This window comes from Lysinibacillus sp. FSL P4-0201, from assembly GCF_038593425.1.
GTDB lineage: Bacteria > Bacillota > Bacilli > Bacillales_A > Planococcaceae > Lysinibacillus > Lysinibacillus capsici.
This window is the reverse complement of sequence record NZ_CP151995.1, coordinates 3,637,809-3,658,855: the sequence shown is the minus strand read 5'-3', so window position 1 is coordinate 3,658,855 and position 21,047 is coordinate 3,637,809. Positions and strand designations below refer to the sequence as shown.

Sequence of the window (21,047 nt, the reverse complement as noted above, 5' to 3'; positions counted from 1 at the left end):
AGTATGGCACACTGAAAGTGAATATATTACATATTTATGGAGGGGTTTTTTGCATGAGCACACCTAAAGACTTACGATACTCTGAAGAACATGAATGGGTAAAAGTAGAAGATGGAAAAGTACGTATTGGTATTACTCACTTCGCACAATCTGAATTAGGAGATATCGTATTCGTTGAGCTTCCACAAGTTGGCGACGAAATCAAAACAGATGATCCATTCGGTAGCGTAGAATCAGTAAAAACTGTTTCTGAATTATATGCACCAATCTCAGGTACTGTAGTTGAAGTAAATGCAGATTTAGAAGATAGCCCAGAATTCGTTAATGAATCACCATATGAAAAAGCATGGATGATCGTTGTTGAGCCTGCTGACGCATCAGAAGTTGAGAAACTAATGACAGCAGAGCAATACGAAGAAATGATCGCTGAATAAGACAAGCCATAATCGAAAAACGTCGGAAACTACCGGCGTTTTTTGTTATATAATGACTTATAAGTGGGGATCTCTAAATGGAGGTGGCGTAATGTTCGAGGGAAAATGCTTGATAGTAGAAGGGCGCTCAGATAAGCTACAAATTGAGCCTATTTTGAATGAGAATGTTACAATACTATGTACGAATGGTACAATTGGTGTGCATCAATTAGAAGAACTACTGGATCCCTATGAGGGCTGTGAGCTATTTACTTTTTTTGATGCAGATACTTCTGGTGATAAGCTACGTGCATTAATGGACAGACATTATCCAGAGGCTGAGCATCTGCGCACAATGCCAACATACAAGGAAGTAGAAACAACACCAAGAAAAGTGCTAGCAATGATCTTACTGCGTGCACATTTTTCAATCCATAATGAATATATTTTGTAAGGTTGCGTGAGTAAATGGAAGAATGGTCAATAGAGCAGTGGGAAGCGGCTAAACAGTCGGGAGAGAAAACTGCATTTTATTTATATACACCGATGTGTGGAACGTGTGCAGTGGCATCTAAAATGATGTCCATTATTGAGCAATTACTGCCACAGCTACAAATTGGTAAAGCAAATATCAACTTTTTGGAACACATTGCTTATGAGCATCAAATTGAAAGTGTTCCATGTCTACTCATCAGTGATGGCGGAAAAGTGACAGAAAAGATTTATGCTTTTCAATCCGTACCATTTTTATATGAATTGTTAAAAAAATCAATTGACTGAACTTTACTAGCGTGGTAAAGTATCAAATATATTACTAAAACATTAAATATATCGAACTCTTATGAAGAGTGGCGGAGGGAAGTGCCCTATGAAGCCCGGCAACCATCACAATGTGAAAAGGTGCCAAATCACCCAAAGATTTTTCTTTGAAAGATGAGAGAACGGTTTAACGTATCATACGTGACCCCTTCTACTTGTCTGTGAGTGAAGGGGTTTTCTATATGAGAAAAGGAGTATTCGCTATGATCCAGCTTCAAAATATTACAAAGAAATACAAAACAGCAAATGGCGAATTAACGGCAGTCAAAGACGTCAACCTTACTATTAATAAAGGTGAAATTTTTGGCATTATCGGCTATAGTGGTGCTGGTAAAAGTACCATGATTCGTTTATTAAACGGTTTAGAGAAACCGACAGCAGGAACAGTAACGGTGAACAATCAAGAATTTTCATCGATAAAAGGGCAAAAGCTTAGAGCAGCTAGACAAAAGGTAAGTATGATTTTCCAGCATTTTAATTTACTTTGGTCAAGAACAGTTGCCGAAAATATTGCATTCCCTTTAGAAATCGCAGGCTTCCCAAAGGCTCAACGTGAAGCGCGTGTGAAGGAATTAATTGCCCTTGTAGGCTTAGAAGGGCGCGATAAGGCATATCCATCCCAGCTTTCCGGGGGACAAAAGCAGCGTGTAGGAATTGCACGTGCATTAGCGAATAATCCAGAGGTTTTACTATGTGATGAGGCGACATCCGCACTCGACCCTGAAACAACGGATGCCATTCTTGATTTACTCGTAGATATAAATGAACGCTTAGGCTTAACAATCGTCCTGATTACCCACGAAATGCATGTCATCCGCAAAATTTGTCATCGTGTAGCGGTGATGGAGGCAGGCGAAATTGTGGAACGTGGTGAGGTATTACAAGTCTTCCAAGCCCCACAGGCGGCTATTACTAAGAAATTTGTATCTCAAATTACAGACACTAAGGAAACACAGGATACGGTAGCACAAATTAAAACAAACTATCCAACTGGACAACTTGTCAAATTGATTTTTGTTGGTGAAAAAACAGAACAGCCTGTCATCTCACATCTTGTGAAACAATTTGATGTAGAAGTAAGTATTGTTCACGGAAATATTTCGCAAACAAAAAATGGTGCATATGGTACATTGATTGTGCAAATTGATGGCTCTCAGACAAACGTCACTGAAGCCCTTCGTTATTTAAATACAGTGGAAGTACAGACGGAGGTGATTGAAAATGCTAACTAATCTCTTTCCGAATGTAGACTGGGAAAATATGTGGCAAGCTACGTATGAAACTTTATACATGACAGCTATATCAACGGTTGTGACATTTATTCTTGGGTTAGTCATTGGTATTGTTCTATTTCTAACTAGCCCCAATCAGTTATGGGCAAATAAAATCGTTAACTTTTTAACAGGATCACTCGTTAATATTTTCCGTTCCATTCCATTTATCGTATTAATTATTTTATTAATTCCATTTACGAAGTTTTTACTAGGTACAATTCGCGGTGCCAATGCGGCGTTACCTGCTTTAATTATCGGTGCAGCACCGTTTTATGCTCGTATGGTATTAATTGCGTTACGTGAAATTGATAAAGGTGTGATTGAAGCAGCCCGTTCAATGGGAGCAAAAACTTCTACGATTATTTGGAAGGTATTGGTTCCGGAATCATTACCAGCTTTGATTTCTGGTATCACTGTAACGGCTGTTGCTCTTGTAGGATATACAGCGATGGCAGGAATTATTGGTGCAGGTGGTCTTGGTAACTTAGCTTTCTTAGACGGCTTCCAGCGAAATCGCCAAGATGTGACATTAATGGCAACTATTTTGATCTTAGTAGTCGTATTTATTATTCAATGGATTGGTGATTTAATTACCGAGAAAATTGATAAACGCTAGCAAGAAAAAGGGGTTATTCCGGTTTTTACCGCTAACATATTTTAAACAAATAAAAGGGAGTGTCATAAATGAAAAAGTTATTAGCAGGATTATTTTTATCAATACTTGTACTAGCATTAGCAGCTTGCGGTACAGATAAAAAAGAAGATGAAAAATCAGCATCTGGCGATCAAACAGATAGCAAAGAAAACGTAACATTAAAAGTAGGTGCTTCTAATACACCGCACGCAGTTATTTTAGAAAAAGCAAAACCGATCTTAGCTAAAGAAGGCATAGACCTTGAAATTGAAACGTATACAGATTATGTTCTACCAAACCAAGATTTAGAGTCAAAAGATATTGATGCAAACTATTTCCAGCACATTCCTTACTTAGAGCTACAAATTAAAGACAATGGCTATGATTTCGTTAATGCAGGTGGCGTTCATATTGAACCAATCGGTATTTACTCTAAAAAATATAAAACGTTAGAAGACCTGCCTGAAGGCGCGACAATTTTACTTTCTAATTCAGTATCTGACCATGGTCGTATGCTGTCATTGCTAGAGGCTAAAGGCTTAATCAAATTAAAAGAAGGCATTGATAAAACAGCAGCAGAATTAAAGGATATTGAAGAAAATCCTAAAAACTTTAAATTCGATGCAAATACTGCCCCAGAAATGCTTGTACAAATGTACGAAAATGATGAAGGCGATGCAGTACTTATCAATTCTAACTTTGCCATCGATAACGGTTTAAACCCAATTGAAGATGCTATTTCTCTTGAAGATAAAGAATCTCCATATGTTAACATCATCGCTGTACGTGCAGGTGATGAATCAAAACCTGAAATTAAAAAATTATTAGAAGTATTAACATCTAAAGAAATCCAAGACTTCATTTTAGAAGAGTGGAAAGGTGCAGTAGTACCGGTAAAATAAGAATTAAAAATTTTATAAAAGGGTACATAAGTTTAACGACTTATGTACTCTTTTTTATTTGTAGTTAAATTGATGAGAAACTATGTATTTTTTATGACGTCTATTTATTGTTTAGTCACATTTATTACTATAGTAATGTTGTTAATCTACGAAATAAATGATAGAAAGTAATAATAAGAAAAAACTAGATGGAGTGATTCTAATGAATGAAATAAAATTCACCCATGACATCATGCAAGAACATGAAGTAGAGCGCTACTTTAAAATATGGCGAGAAAGTGTTATTAGATCACGCCTTACTATAACAGCAGTCTTTTTAAAAACAGCTAATGCTACACAACTGAATGAAAATGTGAATGATCAAGTTACCTCGTTTTTACAATCAAAAATACGCAAGACAGACTTGCTTTTTCAATTATCCGACGGGGATCATTGGGGCATCTTCTTTTTACAAAGTAGTGATGTAGAAGCTAGGGCGTTTTTAAAACGAATATTTGCCATCTTAAAAGCAGAACGGAAGTTCCAACAGATTGCATTAAAGGCCTCTATAACAGAAATAAGAAATAATAACGTTATTTTTGAAGAGCTGTTAAATAAAAATAAACAGATGTTATCAGGGGATGAGCAATTAACATGGAGTATAGCAGAGGTAAAGGATTACTGTGAGCAACCAACTGAATTAGTGAAAGTTAGTATTATTGAGCAAAACGCCATTTTTAGACAAGTATTAGAGTCAACGCTTAAGCAAATAAATATCCCTTATTTTTCTTTAGATGTAAAGGTTTATGAGGATGGCTATAGCTTTTTGCAATCGGATGATTATAAATCAGGGCATATGCATCTAATTCTTATGAATGATATTTTACCTCTGAAAAATGGCTTAGAAATATTGCATATCTTACGACATATGCCAAATGAAAAGAAATTTATTATTTATATGATGTCAGAACGCAATTCTGAAGGAGCAGCGCTTAATGCTTATGAGGGCGGTGTTGATGAATATATTGTCAAACCATTTAATTTACGTTTGCTAGAAGCCAAAATTAAAAGAACGTTTGCGAGGTTTTGGCAATGATCAAGCTGACTGTTTCGACGCTTTTGGGAATAATTTCCTTCTTATTAGTTGTGCTCTTTATCTTTTTAATGTATTTACTTGTTCAGCGGCAGCGTGAAAGCTATTTTGAGAAAGTTCGTGACCGTTATTTACAAAATTATTCTCAACTTTGGTATGATTACTTATTCAATAACGCATTATTTAGTATCGTATTGGTACCTAGAGGAAGCGCCCAAGTAGAAGCTATTGAAAAAATTTTTTCATCCTATTTAAAGAATATAAGGAATGAACAGGTGGAACTAAAAATTAAACAATTCTCCAATCAATATTTAAAAGCATTCTACGAAAAAGATTTATCCAGTAAACGATGGAGTATTCGAATGAATGCCCTCTATCGAATTGCAGACTTACAAATAGATGAATTGCTAACGAAGTGCCAAGAATTCGAAAAAAATAACATTACAGATGAAGAACATTTCCAGTTATTGAAAATATACTCGCTTTTCCAACCAGATTTATTTATGGAGAAAATAAAAAATTCCAATGTAAATTACGCTGAAAGTGAATATAGAAGACTATTTATCTTATTAGATGATAATGTATTTATTCGATTTTTCCATGATTTTAATAGTTTGTCGGCGAAAATGCAATTTGCTGTTATTGATACTGCTGCTGTAAAAAGAAAGATGGAGTATTTAGATGAATTAAAAAAATTATTACACCATGATACACCGGAAATTAACATCAGAGCATTAAAAGGGCTTTATGAAATTGGTATTATTGATGAAATGGATCCCTTTATCCCTTTTGTGACCTCTGAAATGTGGGAAGCGAGGTTAATGGTTGCCAAAATTTTTAAGCATGTACCGCTTACTTATACTTATAGTTATTTAGAGCAGCTTCTTCAAGATGAGAATTGGTGGGTACGTTCCCAAGCGGCAAAAACGATTGTAGAAGATCGACATGGTATTGCCAAATTACAGCAATTCATTGAATCCTCAAATGATCAATATGCAATTGAAATGGCCCAAGAAATTGCAGCGAGAAAAGAGGGGAAGTAAATGAAAATAATTGATTATTGCATGATGTTTTTTGGGGGCATTATTTTATTTTATATGCTGTTCGTTATCGTGTCATATTGTACAATGTTCATCATTGCTATGCTGGATTTAAGAAAACGCTATCGTCTCGATCTATCAGAGTATGATGATGCACATATCGATGCCTTTTATTCAAAACCGGTATCGTTACTTGTTCCTGCTTACAATGAAGAAGTAGGAGTTGTAGATACAGTATATTCATTATTGAATTTACGTTATCCTCAAACTGAAATTATCATTATTAACGATGGATCTACGGATCAAACCCTTCAAACGGTCATCGAACATTTTCAAATGAAGCCAATCAATAAAATTGTTCGAACTAACATCCCTACAAAAGACATTAAACAAATATATGAATCAGAAATCTATAAAAATTGTATTTTAGTTGATAAAGAAAATGGTGGTAAGGCTGATGCACTAAATGTGGGTATTAATGTATCTCAATATCCATATTTTTGCTCCATTGATGGGGACTCCATTTTAGATGAAAAATCCTTGCTGCGGGTGATGAAGCCTATCATTTTATCTGATGGTGAGGTTATTGCAGCAGGAGGTAATATTCGTATTGCAAATGGTGCAAAGATGCAGTTTGGCTCTATTTATGAGACTCAATTACCTAGTAATTATCTAGTAATCATGCAAGTAATCGAATATTTGCGGGCATTTTTAATGGGGCGAATAGCGTTAAGTAAATTCAATTTAGTCCTTATTATTTCAGGGGCATTTAGTGTTTTCTCTAAAAAATGGGCTGTTGAAGCAGGTGGATATTCAACCAATATTATTGGGGAAGATATGGAACTTGTGGTGAATATCCATCGACTTATAAAAGAAAAAAAAGAAAATAAGCGTATTGAATTTGTACCTGACCCAGTTTGCTGGACGGAAGCACCTCAAACATTAGGAGTACTACGCAATCAACGAAGAAGGTGGCATCAAGGGTTATTTGAAAGTCTATGGAAGCATAAAAAAATGACCTTGAATCCTAGATATGGAATGATTGGATTTCTTTCGTTCCCGTATTTTTGGCTAGTGGAATGTCTAGGGCCTCTTGTCGAGTTAGGAGGATATATTTATATTGTCATAGCCTTTTTCTTAGGGAAAATTTATTATGAGGTTGCACTCATGCTGCTACTACTATTCGTTATTTATGGTGTTATTTTTTCAATAGCGGCAATATTATTTGAATCGTGGAGTATGAATACGTATCCGAAAAAAAGAGAGTTGTTACGCATGATTCTTTTAGCGTTTACAGAAATTTTTTGGTATCGCCCACTAACATTATTCTGGCGCTGTGAGGGATTACTTCGTTTTGTCTTAAGAAAAAGTGATTGGGGTAATATGAAACGTGTCGGCATTGCTGAAAAGGAGAAAAGTGTATGAAACGAATCTATATAGGGGTTATGGTCGTACTAGTCCTCATGATAATCCCTATTACATGGTGGTACTTAGAAGATGAAAAACAGCTTAATGTGGCCATTATAGATAAAACCGTTCCGAATGAGTCTTACCGAGAGCACTTAGGGGTGAATTGGTTTTTAAACCATTATAAATATAGATTAAATAATGAACCTTATGACGTAGAACGCGATTACTATGGTACGGTCCCAAATGATGAAACTAAAAGTGTTGTAGAAAAGAATTTGCCAAATGATTATAGTGACTATGATGTCATTTATTTGGCAGATACGTACGGAGTTTATAAAGATGATTTACAACAAACAAAACGTTTAGGTGAACGTTCAGAAAAAATTGTTGGGGGACTTGAACACAAAGAATGGCAGGCAATCGTCGAACGCTTAGCCAGCAAAAAAAAGAGCATGTTAATTGCTGAGTATAACACGTTTGCTTCACCAACATCAGGGGAAGTTCGTAAAGAATTACAGGATTATTTAGGAATCACATGGTCTGGCTGGATCGGACGTTATTTTGATGAGCTTGATTATCATAAAAATTTAGAAATACCACAATGGGTGATCGATGAACATGGCGATAATTGGTCATATAAAGGTGGAGGCTTTTTACTATTTAACGAAATAACTGAGGAGCTTCTTGTTCTAGAAATGGACAAGCATGTTAAATCTGAAGGCATTCAAGTGCAGTTTACTGAAAATGGGAAAAAATTCTTTCATTCATCTGCAAGGGCGCAATACGATTATTGGTTTGATATTATTACACCTAAGTATGCTGAAGATGCTCTTGCAAATTATAAATGGGATTTAACAAAAAAAGGAACAGAGCTGTTAAAGGCTAATGGCATTCCAGAACAATTTGCAGCAATTGTAGGCCAAGATAAAAGCTACACATCTAGTTATTATTTTGCGGGAGATTTTAATGATATCGCACGGGTACCGAATATTTATAAAATAAAAGGGTTACCTACAATCTATAAATATGCTGAGAAGTATGCGGACAGTTCGTTTTATTGGTCCATTTACATCCCAGTAATGCATAAAATATTTGATTCATTTGAGCACAAAGAGGTTCAGGACACTGTAAATCATGAGAAATTAAACTATAATGCACGAATTCAGGGACAATCTTTTGAGGTGCTAAGAGATGGCAAATGGGAACCAATCGTATTTAAGGGTGTCAATATCGGAATGGGGAAACCTGGCGCCTTTCCTGGAGAAGCAGCAATTACTGAAGAGGAATATTATCGATGGTTTAAACAAATAGCAGACATGAATGCTAATACGATACGAGTCTATACATTACATCCACCAGGCTTTTATAGAGCGCTTGCTAAATATAATGAAGAACATCCAAAAAAAACATTATATGTTTTACATGGAGTTTGGATTAATGAAGAGGGCTTAGCAGGTTCATTGGATGCCTATGACAAAGATACGTTAGAAGATTTCCAATTAGAAATGAAACAAATGGTAGATGTCATTCATGGAAATATCTATGTGGAGCCTCGCCCAGGACATGCATCTGGCTTGTATGATGTAGACGTATCAAAATATGTTATAGGATGGGTACTAGGAATTGAATGGTATCCACACATGGTTGTGGGAACGAATGAAAAACATGCAAATATTGGTCAATACAACGGTACTTTTTTTGAAACCAAGGGTGCATCTCCGTTTGAGCATTGGCTAGCAGAACAAATGGATGTGGTGTCAGTTTATGAAAAGGAAAAATATAACTGGCTACGTCCAATGAGTTTCACGAACTGGGTCACAACTGACATTCTTGAACATCCGTCAGAGCCATCTGAGGATGAAGATTTAGTAGGGGTCAATCCAAATGTTATTTATACAAAAGGAGAGATGACTGCACCAGGACAATTTGCTTCCTATCATGTGTATCCTTATTACCCTGACTTCTTTAATTTCGATAAAGATTATTTAAATTATGTCGATTTCCGAGGGAACAAAAATAGCTATGCAGGTTATTTAAAAGAGCTCCATGAAGCTCATACTATGCCTGTTCTTATTGCGGAATTTGGTATCCCAGCATCACGTGGTAAAACACATGATAATGTATATGGTTGGAATCAGGGGCAAATGTCAGAGCAAGCTCAGGGAGAAACACTTCAACATTTATTTGAGGATATTATGCATGAAGGGCTCATGGGAGGACTTGTTTTTACATGGCAAGATGAGTGGTTTAAACGAACGTGGAATACGATGGATTATGATGATCCGAATCGTCGACCATTTTGGTCCAATGCTCAAACAAATGAGCAACAGTTTGGTTTATTAAGCTTTGATAGACTTAAGGTAAAAGTAGATGGAGAGACAACGGAATGGACGGGTAAACAGCTATATGATACTGCACCAAACAATCCAACAGATTTTGCAGTAGACTATGATGAGCGCTATTTGTACATTAAATTAAAAAGTGAGGAGTTAGCCAATACCTCCCCTCGCATTTTATTAGATGTTGTACCAGGTCAAGGAAATATGTCTGCTACATCTATAAAAAATATGACGTTTTCCAATGGTGTTGATTTTATAGTTGAGCTCAATAAAAATGGTCAATCTAGGGTTGTTATTGATGAATACTACGATTTCTATGATTATTTATATGGCCACCGTTTAAATTTAGTTGCTCCCCGAATGGCAAATGCCTTGAAAAATAGTGGAAAGTTCGCCCCTATTTACTATGTGTTAAATAAACAACTATTTTTACCTGAGCAAAATAGAACGACTGATTTTAGTATCTACGAAACAGGAAAATTACTTCAAGGAAATGCTAATCCAGAAGCAAAAGATTATGATTCTTTAGTTGATTATACTTGGACCGATGACAATGTTATCGAACTTCGCATCCCTTGGTTATTGATTCAAGCTAAAGATCCGAGTCAGCGTGAGTTTATAGGTAACCTGTATAAAGATGGCGATAAAGCGGCGGTTAAAGTAGACAATATTTATATTGGTGCTTTATTTGTAGATAAAGAGAACAACGTTGTTCAATCTATGCCAGCAGCTTCTAATGATGTTTTACCACCACTGTCTGCTTATACATGGGAAACATGGCAAGTTCCAAAATATGAAGAGCGCTTAAAACAATCCTATTATATTTTACAAAAATTATTTAAAGCATATTAAAGGAGCTAAGGGTAGATTGTTCTGCCCTTAGCTCTTTTTTATTTACCAATCCCCTTAAGTGTCGGTGGACAACCGAGGCTTAAGGGGATTTTTAGAATTGTAGAAAGAAAAATTTTTCTAAACAAAAAAATTTACAGTTAATGGTTAATGTAAAAAATATCGTAAATAGATGTGTTTTTATAATGAAAATTTGATTTATTTTTTAGGGAAATAGGTTTTTATTAACTTGAATGTAATTGTTTAGAAATTGTTTAGCTTCAATTAGTACTATATAAACGTTAATAAACTTATTTTGAGTGATATGTAATCCTACTGATCTATTTCGACTAAAGAGTCCTATGTAAGTTTGAATGTTGAAGGGGGTTTTTTTACAAAAGATGACGAGAATTGAACCATTGCTTTATGGAATGCGTTCCTCAATTAAATAAATAAAAAACAATGAAAATACAGATTAAATAAAGGAGTAATTTTAATGACGAGCGAAACGAAATCACTAAGTACAGCTTTATTGAAAAAAATCCAAACAAAAAAAGCAACAATTGGAGTGATTGGACTTGGCTATGTAGGTTTACCGTTTGCTGTGGAAATAGCTCAAAATGGATTTAAGGTAGTTGGCTTTGATAAGAATCAAGGAAAAATCAGACAATTGCAAAATGGTGAAAGTTATATTGCTGATTTACCGAGAGAAAATATAGAGCAAATGATCGAAAGTAAACATTTTGAAGCAACTAAGGATTTTTCTATGCTTTCACAAGCAGACGTTGTGATTATTTGTGTACCTACACCTACTACTCCTGATGGAACACCTAATATTTCATATATCGAAGAAGCAACGCATGCCATCGGTCAAAATATTAAAGCCAATGCGCTAGTTATTCTTGAAAGTACGACTTACCCTGGGACAACAGAAGAAATGGTCCAGCCTATTTTACAAAAATATGGTTTTACTATTGGTCATGATTTGTTTTTAGCGTATTCACCAGAACGTGTTGATCCAGGAAATAGCAACTTTTCCGTGTCGAATACACCAAAAGTGATTGGGGGAATAACAGCCACATGCCTAGAATTATCAAAGATTTTTTATGAAACAGTTCTTCATACCCATGTGTGTACTGTGACAAGCCCTAGAGTGGCTGAAATGGAGAAATTACTGGAAAATACTTTTCGCCAAATTAACATAGCCCTTGTAAACGAGTTAAGTCAGATTTGCTATAAGATGAACATTGATATTTGGGAAGTTATTGATGCAGCTTCTACAAAGCCTTATGGTTTTATGCCATTTACACCAGGGCCAGGAGTGGGGGGGCATTGTATTCCAGTCGATCCTAAATATCTACTATGGGCTGGGCAACAACATGGTATCTCTGCAACGTTAATTGAAGCAGCTGATAAAATCAATGACTCAATGCCCAACTTTGTAGTAGAGAGATTAAGTAATTACTTACGTATTCAAAATAAAGAGCTGTATAGAGCCAATATTGTTGTCATTGGTGTGACTTATAAACCTAATATAAACGATTCACGGGAATCGCCAGCACTTCATGTTATTCAGCAACTACTAGATAAACAATGCCAATTAACAATCATTGATCCTTATATACAAACATTCACTATCGAACAATCCCATTTCGATACGGTTGCATTAACAGCACCAATAATCCAACAAGCAGATGCAGTATTAATTTTAACGAATCATTCAACTATTGATTACTCTTTAATTGATCAACAAGCTTCTTTAATTTTTGATACACGTAATACCCATTTTTTGTTCGAAAATAAAAATTATTACAAACTGTAAGGGGGAATTCATAGGAAATGAAACTACTAAAACTATGTGGTCTGCTCATCATACTATTCTTAGTGGGCTGTCAGTCAGCGACCCAAGAAACGATTCATCCCATTGATTCTTCTATAGAGATTAAAAAATCTGATGGAAGTAAAAGTGATGTAATCAGTCATGCCAATATTGTAGTGCCGAAAGTATCGTTAACATTTAATGGTTTAGCAGATAACGACACAATGAAATTGCTATTATCGAAACTAGATGAATCGAATATGAAGGCTACCTTTTTTCTGGACGGAATGCGTGTTGCTCAGGAGCCTGAGCTTGTGAAAGATATCTTAAAAAGAGGACATGAGGTGCAAAACGGTACATTGACATTTCCAGATATATCGACTTTGAATTATGATCAAACGTATGAAGAAATCATGTTAACCAATCAAATTTTTGAAGAGAATTTAGGCTATACGCCAAAATTTGTTCGTAGTCGTTCAGGCGATGTTACCGATAATATGCGCTTAGCAGCTAAGGCGCTTGATATGAAAGCCGTTATTGGATTATCTATTAACCCACTTGATAGAAAAATGCAAAGTGCTCAGGAACTGATTAATTATATCAGTAAATATATTGATAGGGGCTCTATTATTCATCTCAACACATACATTAATCCTGCCATTATTGATGCTATACCATTATTAGCTCAATTAGCTAAAGAACGCGAGTATACCATTACTACCTTAAGTGATCTATTAGATGAACGTTATTTAACAAAGTCAGTGGAAGAGATTGCTGGATATGATGATGTCAGTCCCAATTTAAATTATGAGCAGGTCAAGCCGAATTTATATTATCGAAAAGAGACAACCAAAAAGGAAATAGCTATTACTTTTGATGATTGGGCACATGAAAAAAGAGTAAAAGAAGTGTTGGATGTATTACGTAAATATAATATAAAAAGTACCTTTTTCCTAATAGGAAGTGGAGTAGAGAAGAATCCACAATTAGCGAAGATGATTGTAGAGGAAGGACATGAGGTAGCAAGCCACTCCTATTACCATTTAGATGTTACAAAAATGACACCCGAAGAATTACAAGATGATTTAGTGAAGGCACATCAGGCATTAACCTATGCTTTACAAGAGCCCCCGCTTCTATATTTCCGACCAGCCCAAGGAATAATGGATGAGCGAACGGCCAAGATCATTACTGCTGCGGGAATTAAAACGATTGCTATGTACGATATCGCTTCTTTTGATTGGAATTTAGATTACTCAGCACAAGACATTTACGAACGGGTGATTTCTAGGGTTGGGCCCGGCAAGGTCATTGTCATGCATATCCTAGATGGAACAAATACGGTAGAAGCACTTCCGCTCATCATTGAAAAACTTCTAGAAGATGGTTATAGCTTTAGCAAAATGTCTACTTGGATTGAAGAAGATTCAAATAGGGATGTGAATGAACAATGAAAACAAAAAAAGAGATCTTAACGATACCACGCTCTGACCGTCGGATTCTTTCAAATATTCCCGATCCCGAAAATGTAAGGAGCCTTGTGAATCGTCGTGGAGCATCCTATCAGAAAGAGGAAATTGATCCGACAGATGTGAATGAAATCTATCGACTTCAACAATTAAGTTTACGCTACGAAACTCATTTTGAGGTTCATATTAAAAGGGCAAAACACCAAGTGAACGCAGAAAAACTTTTTGCAGAGGATATTTCGGTAACGGGTATCCTCGTTTACTCTCATCAACCTCATGAATTTTTAATAAATGAAATTTTAACAATGAATTTCAACATACCGGGTGGTGCAATGCCTGAGGGCTATGAAGCCAAAGTGAAGTTAAAGGCTAAGGTTGTCCGTTATTTTACGAAAGAAGTGGATGGAGAACTACGTTATTATGCTGCCTGTGAATTTTTACAGCCTTTAAACGAATATATGACAAAAAAACGTTGGGGCATTTCTATTTTTATGGCTAGTTTATTTTTATTGGTCGTATCGTTTATTGTCATGTTAATGAGAGCAGAAAGCGTGATTTACTTTAGGTTTAATAAATTTTTATATCTTTATAGTATTATTGCAGCAACATTTCTATTAAGTAGATATTTATTTGGTATTTTCTATAAAAATGTACCGATCAATCCAAAGTTTGAACCAGGTGTCTCCATTATTATTCCAGTCTTTAATGAGGAAGAGTGGATTCATCGCACGATTTCTAGTTGTATCAATCAATATTACCCAGTAGATAAATTAGAAGTAATCGTTGTAGATGATTGTTCAACAGATCGTACAGAGGAAAAGGCATACGACATGATTAACCTTATTCATCAAGAGGGTGAACGATTTAAGACGAATGATCGATTAAAGTTTTATAAGCTTCCGCAAAACGGTGGGAAACGGGAAGCGTTAGTTGCGGGTGTTCATCAAGCGAAGCATGATTTAGTTGTTTTTGTGGATTCCGATAGTTTTTTAGAGCCACATGCAATCCGTAATTTAGTGCAACCTTTTCAAGATCCCAAAATGGGCGGTGTGGCTGGCCGAACAGAGGTTGAAAATAAATTTACTAATGCGCTAACTAAATTACAGACGGTTCGTTATTATATTGCCTTCCGTATCATGAAAGCAGCTGAAGCATGGTTTGATACGGTTACTTGCTTATCAGGACCACTAGCCTGTTACCGGAAAGAGCTAATTTTAAAAAATGAAACAGCATGGCTTAATCAAAAATTTCTTGGTCAGCCAGCAACTTTTGGTGATGACCGTAGTATGACAAACTATATTTTAAAAACACATCGAACAGGCTATCAGGACAATGCCATTTGTTCAACAATTGTTCCATCTGACACAAAAGTTTTTCTATCCCAGCAAATGAGATGGAAACGTTCTTGGCTTCGAGAATCTTTGCGTGCATTTTTATTTATGTGGAAAAAAGAACCGTTTATGTTCCTTTTCTTCATTATTGGTTTAATTGTGCCTATTGCAGCACCAATTGTCGTTGTTTATAACTTAATTTATGTACCAGTCATGTATGGTATTTTTCCTACAACGTTTTTAATAGGTTTACTATTAATGGCCATGCTTATGAGTTTGGCTCATCTATTCTTTAGAAAAAGTAAACTATGGGGATTTGGTTTTATCTTTGTCCTCTATTATGAATTTATTTTGCTATGGCAGATGCCAGTTGCTTGGGTGACTTTTTGGAAATCTACATGGGGGACAAGGGAAACACCTCAGGATGTTCTAGCGAAGGAAAAGAAAATGGAAAAGCAAAAATTACGAAAATCCCGATTTTCGATGGTGAAAATTAGAAAAAAGGGTGAGAAGGAATGAACGGAAAAAGTGTAGAGCTTCAGCCAGCTAAAAAAAATCGTCGGAAAATCATCCGTTCGATTGCTCAATTAATTATAGTAGTATTGTTAGCTGTCATTTTAATTAAAGCTGTTTTTCTAACAGAGAAAAGGGGAGCTGAAACAGTTCCATTAAATAATAAAGAGGGTTTTATTGCCCTTTCCTATTTTGGTGTCAGTAGAAATGAATCACCTAAATATGTGTCTAAAAAGAATTTAGAAGAACAATTAACTTTGTTAGAAAAACAAGGGTATCAAACCATTACTCAAAAGGATATTTTAGACTTCTATCAGCATGATAAACCATTGCCAGAAAAAGCTTTGTATCTATCATTTGAAGATGGACGTACAGATTCTAGTATTTTTGCTCAAAATATTATGGAAAAATTAAATTATAAGGCGACGATGTTTACGTATGCCAATAAAATGGATACAACCGATAATAAATTTTTAAAGCCCAAAGATTTAAAACTGATGGAAAAAAGCGGTTATTGGGAAATGGGCTCCAATGGATATAGGTTAACCTATATTAATATTTTTAATGATAAAGGACAGTCCTTAGGCGTCATAGATGAAAATAACGTACCTAATAAAACAACAATAGAATACTATAATCATTATTTAATGGATTTTATTCGTAATCAATATATGATACCAAGTGAAACTCGACAAGAGATGGAGGCTCGTATTAAGAAGGACTACAATTTAATGCAGGATATCTATCATGAAGAGTTGGGGGAAGTCCCTAAAGCCTACGCAATTATGCATGCAAACTCACTTTATAACAATATGGATCCTCTCGTGGAAAGTGTGAATAACAAAGAAATTAAAGACAAGTTTCGTATGCATTTTAATCTAGAATTAGGTGCCTACAATGATAAAGAGGCAGATATTTATAATTTAAGCCGATTACAAGTATCACCATATTGGTCAACTAATCATGTGATGATGAAGATCAGACAGGCCAGTAGGCAAAACATACAATTTAAGATAGGAGATCAGGAAGTAGCACAACACTGGAAAGTGATAAATGGTGCGGCAGAATATGAAAATAATGAGATTACATTAACTTCAGCTCCATCAAGTGAAGGCAGAATTCTTTTAAAGGAGGAACTGCCAGATCAATATAATGTGAATTTTGCGTTTAAAGGGAATGTGGTTGGCCAACAAGCTTTCTATGTAAATTACGATGAAAAAACAAATAGTTATTTACGAATTGTACTAGTCGATAATGAGATTGTAATAAGTGAAAAATTACCAGGCGGGGGAATTGTTGAAAAAGAACGCTTTCCATTAAATGAAATTAAGTGGAATGAAGAAGAATACGCATTTAATAAAGCAACAGTTTACACTTATCATGATACGCAAAAAGGGTCACGTATAGATGAAGAAGAGTACCCAAGAAACTTAACGGAAAAAAGAGTATTTAACATTGCTATAAATAAGGATAAAATAGAAATAGATGTAGATAATGTATTATCCGAGACCGTTCAAATAAATCCGAAATTACAAGGGGCACAGATTGGATTTGGTGCGTTGTACAGTAATAAGAACACTTCACACGAACAGTATGCAGATGATATTTACGATACATTAATTGAAGATATTTTGATTACAGATAAAAACAATCAAACTATTTTTACGAACCAATATACGAATTTCGAGAAGGTTAAGTATAAATCCACTGAGTTATTTAATCATGTCGTTGATTTCTTTATCGAGACCTTCTAAATCGGGGTGAAATTAGAGTCAAGTGAAGAACATTATGTTATTTATTTGTATTGCGCTACTATTTATTACAGCTTGTAGTAATAGTAAAGAACAGCCAGCTAAAGCAAAGGAAGAATTTAACGATAAGGAGAAGCTCCGATTATCTATTTGGTTACCAGAATGGCAAAATAAATCCGCCATGAAAGATGTAGAAAATTCTCAACTTGGATTACAAGATATACGTGTTTTTGGCGCATATTTTAATAGCAATGATGAACTATTGTTAACAGAAAATGCCGTAGATATGTTGCAAAAGACCAAGCAGCAATTTAATGATTCCCATCATGTGATCCTAACACTCATCAATGATTATGTAACAGAGAATGCTCCATCTGTTCAAAAGGATAGCACGCTTTTGCATAGATTATTGCAGGATTCCTCAGCAAGGCAAAAGCATATTGGAAATATTTTGCGGGTTGTGGAACAATATCAAGTAAATGGCATTGAGATTGATTATGAAAAGGTGGCTAAAGATGACCTTCAAAACTATATCCTATTTTTAGAAGAGCTTTACCAAGAGCTTTCCAAAAAGGATGTTACATTGCATGTTGTACTCGAACCACGCTTTCCATTTGATGTGAAATTGCCAGATGGACCTCACTATACAGTAATGGCCTATAATGTTCATGGTTACCACAGTGGGCCAGGTGCTAAAGCTACTTTTTCTTTTCTAGATGATTTAGTAAAAAAAATGAAGAAGTCTAATCAAGATTTAGCTATCGCCTTTGCCACTGGAGGTTTTGATTGGGTAGCTCAGGGCAAAATAGTCGCTTTAACAGAGCTGGAGGCTGAACAATTACTAGCCGATAAAAAAGCAGCTAAGCAGCGTGATCAAGCAAGTGGAGCCGTTTATTTTTCATATGTAGATGACAATAATGTCAGCCATGAAGTTTGGTATGCTGATCAAGAAACGCTAGAAAAATGGGTTACTTACGTTCAAAAGAAAAGCTATCATGACGTTGTATTATGGCGTGCAGGAGGCTTAGGAGAGAAAACAATAGAATGGATTGCTGAGCAATCAACAGAATAATAAAAAAAATCGCCCAAAAGGCGATTTTTTTATTGGAATTGTGAAAGGCGAGAAAAAAAGTTTTTCACAAAGTCTAAGAAGATGATTTCTGATGGTGCAATTTCTCGATTTACGGGTGAAATAATACCAACAGTTCTAGGGATTGTAGGAGATTCAATAGGGACCTTGATGGTAAAGCGAGCTGCTGAATCATAAAGAGAGCTCTCTGGTAATAGACTAACACCTATGCCAGCGGCGACTAAGCCCTTTAGTGCATCCAAATCTTCTCCCTCTGAAATGACATTTGGTAAAAAGCCTGCAGCTCGACAAGCATCCATCGCTACCTTATGCAAAATGTAACCATCTGGAAATAATACGAATAAATCATTTTTCAACTCTGCAAGCTGTATGCTTTCTCTTTTAGCTAATGGATGATTGGCTGGTAGGAGTGCGGCAATATTTTCAGTAAACAGAATGGTTGATTGAATGGATTCGTCCTTCGGGGGCAGGGGTCCCAAAAAGGCGAGATTCAACTCCCGATTTTTAACTGCATCAATCAAAAATCGATAAGACCCTTGACGGAGTTGAAATTGTAAATCAGGATACTCGCGTTTAAAGGCTGAAATAACGGTTGGCAGAACATAGCTAGCTAAACTTGTTGGAAAGCCGATTTTAATTGAGCCCTTTGCAGGATCAAGATATTCTTCTACTTGCTTTGCTGCAAAATCGATGGCCTTTAATGCCGTAATGGTATGCTCAAGAAATGTCTTCCCTATTGGTGTTAATTTGACATTTCGTCCCACTCGTTCAAATAACGGAGTGCCTAACTCATCCTCAAGATTTGCGATTTGCCGACTAATGGCAGATTGGGCTACATGAAGATGCTCAGCAGCCTCTGAAATATGCTCACGTTCAGCAACCTCTACAAAATAGCGTAATTGACGTAACTCCACTAACATTTCACCTCTATTAATCTAAAAATAAGATTGATTATACCTTAATTATATATTATTTAAGATGAAAAATGACTGTTTATGTCAAAATAAAAATTATAAGCTGTTAGATGCATTTTTACTGTATCTAAAGGATATTTATGGGCATATCATCTAAATTAATGGAGAAATGGCAGAAATGTTGGATACAATCTACGTTTCTGTCTTTTCATTTACCTAAAATTACTTTCTTTTGAGGATACAATCCATTAATTTTTATAGCAAAATTTCTTTCTTCCAATATGAACTTAAATTGATTCCATTTTAATGAAATAGGTTATAGTATAGATATGTTGTTTATGCTAATTTGTCACAAAACCGCTACAATTAGCACTTTTCTCGAGGTTTTCACTATGTAGCTAGATGAAATCAATTCTCAATTAGGGAGATTTTATTGAAAATGAAGAAAGTCTATTCTCATTGTTTAGGTGAAGTAGTAATAATCTGAAAATGCTTACAAAGTCTTTATTTTTAAAGATTTTATTTAAGGAATGGGAAAGTAATTGAAATGGTTTGCATAGAGAACGATTTTCAGTTAAGATTAGAATGATGATAATTAAGGAATGGTTGACCCATTCACTGAACACTATGGAGGTATTTTCATGTCAACTTTAGTTATTAAAGATCTTCACGTTGCTATCGACGGAAAAGAGATTTTAAAAGGCGTAAATCTTACAATTAATACAAACGAAATTCACGCAATTATGGGACCAAACGGAACTGGTAAATCAACACTAGCTTCTGCTATTATGGGTCATCCAAAATATGAAGTAACTTCAGGTACTGTTGAGTTAGATGGCGAAGATGTGCTTGAAATGGAAGTAGACGAGCGTGCTCAAGCTGGTTTATTCCTAGCAATGCAATATCCATCTGAAATTGCTGGTGTTACAAATGCTGATTTCTTACGTTCAGCAATTAACGCGCGTCGTGAAGAAGGCGATGAAATTTCATTAATGAAATTTATCCGCGAATTAGATAAAAACATGGAATTCCTTGAAATGAACGAAGATATGGCTCAACGTTATTTAAATGAAGGTTTCTCTGGCGGGGAGAAAAAACGTAATGAGATTCTTCAATTAATGATGATCAAACCAACATTTGCAATCTTAGATGAAATTGACTCTGGTCTTGATATCGATGCATTGAAAGTTGTCTCAAAAGGCATCAACGCAATGCGCGGTGAAGGCTTTGGCTGCTTAATGATTACACACTATCAACGCCTATTAAACTACATTACACCAGACCATGTACACGTAATGATGCAAGGACGTGTTGTAAAATCAGGTGGTGCAGAGCTTGCACAACGCTTAGAAGCAGAAGGTTATGACTGGATTAAAAAAGAATTAGGAATCGAAGAAGAAACAGAAGAACAAGAAGCATAAGAAGGAGG

17 protein-coding genes and 1 riboswitch are annotated in these 21,047 nt (G+C 35.5%); of the genes, 16 read left to right on the top strand and 1 reads right to left on the bottom strand.

The window, feature by feature from the left end:
- Positions 1-53 precede the first annotated feature (53 nt).
- From gcvH to MKY76_RS18335, 15 genes are all read left to right on the top strand, one after another.
- Positions 54-434 (top strand): glycine cleavage system protein GcvH, encoded by a 381-nt coding sequence (gcvH, locus tag MKY76_RS18405; RefSeq protein ID WP_004228227.1) that lies wholly within the window; start codon positions 54-56, stop codon positions 432-434.
- A 91-nt stretch (positions 435-525) separates the two neighbouring features.
- Entirely contained in the window at positions 526-867 is a 342-nt protein-coding gene (locus tag MKY76_RS18400) for a hypothetical protein (protein ID WP_004228229.1), read from the top strand.
- Between the two features lie 14 nt (positions 868-881).
- Positions 882-1,193 (top strand): thioredoxin family protein, encoded by a 312-nt coding sequence (locus tag MKY76_RS18395; RefSeq protein WP_054549461.1) that lies wholly within the window; start codon positions 882-884, stop codon positions 1,191-1,193.
- Positions 1,194-1,249: 56 nt separating this feature from the next.
- A riboswitch (SAM riboswitch) is annotated at positions 1,250-1,353 on the top strand.
- Between the two features lie 82 nt (positions 1,354-1,435).
- On the top strand, positions 1,436-2,464 hold the full coding sequence (locus MKY76_RS18390) for a methionine ABC transporter ATP-binding protein (protein WP_004228232.1): 1,029 nt from the start codon (positions 1,436-1,438) through the stop codon (positions 2,462-2,464).
- Complete coding sequence (locus MKY76_RS18385) at positions 2,454-3,122, top strand: methionine ABC transporter permease (protein WP_004228234.1); 669 nt, start codon at positions 2,454-2,456, stop codon at positions 3,120-3,122. The genes MKY76_RS18390 and MKY76_RS18385 overlap by 11 nt, the downstream gene beginning before the upstream one ends.
- 68 nt (positions 3,123-3,190) lie before the next feature.
- The gene (locus tag MKY76_RS18380; protein ID WP_281217205.1) at positions 3,191-4,042 is read left to right on the top strand and encodes a MetQ/NlpA family ABC transporter substrate-binding protein; all 852 of its coding nucleotides are present in this window, start codon (positions 3,191-3,193) and stop codon (positions 4,040-4,042) included.
- 202 nt (positions 4,043-4,244) lie between these two features.
- Positions 4,245-5,117: a response regulator gene (locus tag MKY76_RS18375; RefSeq protein WP_342556931.1), complete on the top strand. Its 873-nt coding sequence runs from the start codon at positions 4,245-4,247 to the stop codon at positions 5,115-5,117.
- A complete protein-coding gene (locus MKY76_RS18370) occupies positions 5,114-6,157 on the top strand; it encodes a HEAT repeat domain-containing protein (protein WP_342556930.1) in 1,044 nt (347 codons plus the stop codon). The genes MKY76_RS18375 and MKY76_RS18370 overlap by 4 nt, the downstream gene beginning before the upstream one ends.
- Positions 6,158-7,579, top strand: coding sequence for a glycosyltransferase (locus MKY76_RS18365; protein ID WP_054549456.1), 1,422 nt, complete (start codon positions 6,158-6,160; stop codon positions 7,577-7,579).
- On the top strand, positions 7,576-10,755 hold the full coding sequence (locus MKY76_RS18360; RefSeq protein ID WP_342556929.1) for a hypothetical protein: 3,180 nt from the start codon (positions 7,576-7,578) through the stop codon (positions 10,753-10,755). Before MKY76_RS18365 ends, MKY76_RS18360 begins: the two co-directional genes overlap by 4 nt.
- A 472-nt stretch (positions 10,756-11,227) precedes the next feature.
- The gene (locus MKY76_RS18355) at positions 11,228-12,553 is read left to right on the top strand and encodes a nucleotide sugar dehydrogenase (protein WP_342556928.1); all 1,326 of its coding nucleotides are present in this window, start codon (positions 11,228-11,230) and stop codon (positions 12,551-12,553) included.
- Positions 12,554-12,570: 17 nt separating this feature from the next.
- Positions 12,571-14,004, top strand: a complete 1,434-nt coding sequence (locus tag MKY76_RS18350; protein WP_342556927.1) for a polysaccharide deacetylase family protein — start codon at positions 12,571-12,573, stop codon at positions 14,002-14,004.
- A complete protein-coding gene (locus tag MKY76_RS18345) occupies positions 14,001-15,869 on the top strand; it encodes a glycosyltransferase (protein ID WP_342556926.1) in 1,869 nt (622 codons plus the stop codon). Before MKY76_RS18350 ends, MKY76_RS18345 begins: the two co-directional genes overlap by 4 nt.
- Complete coding sequence (locus tag MKY76_RS18340) at positions 15,866-17,617, top strand: polysaccharide deacetylase family protein (RefSeq protein WP_269897706.1); 1,752 nt, start codon at positions 15,866-15,868, stop codon at positions 17,615-17,617. The genes MKY76_RS18345 and MKY76_RS18340 overlap by 4 nt, the downstream gene beginning before the upstream one ends.
- A 22-nt stretch (positions 17,618-17,639) precedes the next feature.
- Complete coding sequence (locus MKY76_RS18335) at positions 17,640-18,686, top strand: glycosyl hydrolase family 18 protein (protein WP_342556925.1); 1,047 nt, start codon at positions 17,640-17,642, stop codon at positions 18,684-18,686.
- Between the two features lie 29 nt (positions 18,687-18,715).
- On the opposite strand, the gene MKY76_RS18330 is transcribed toward MKY76_RS18335, so the two are convergent.
- The gene (locus MKY76_RS18330) at positions 18,716-19,618 is read right to left on the bottom strand and encodes a LysR family transcriptional regulator (RefSeq protein ID WP_048394390.1); all 903 of its coding nucleotides are present in this window, start codon (positions 19,616-19,618) and stop codon (positions 18,716-18,718) included.
- A 635-nt stretch (positions 19,619-20,253) separates the two neighbouring features.
- Between MKY76_RS18330 and sufC the strand changes: the two genes are divergently transcribed.
- Positions 20,254-21,039 carry a Fe-S cluster assembly ATPase SufC gene (sufC, locus tag MKY76_RS18325; RefSeq protein WP_088364074.1) on the top strand — a complete coding sequence of 262 codons (786 nt, stop codon included), beginning with the start codon at positions 20,254-20,256 and terminating at the stop codon, positions 21,037-21,039.
- Positions 21,040-21,047 lie beyond the last annotated feature (8 nt).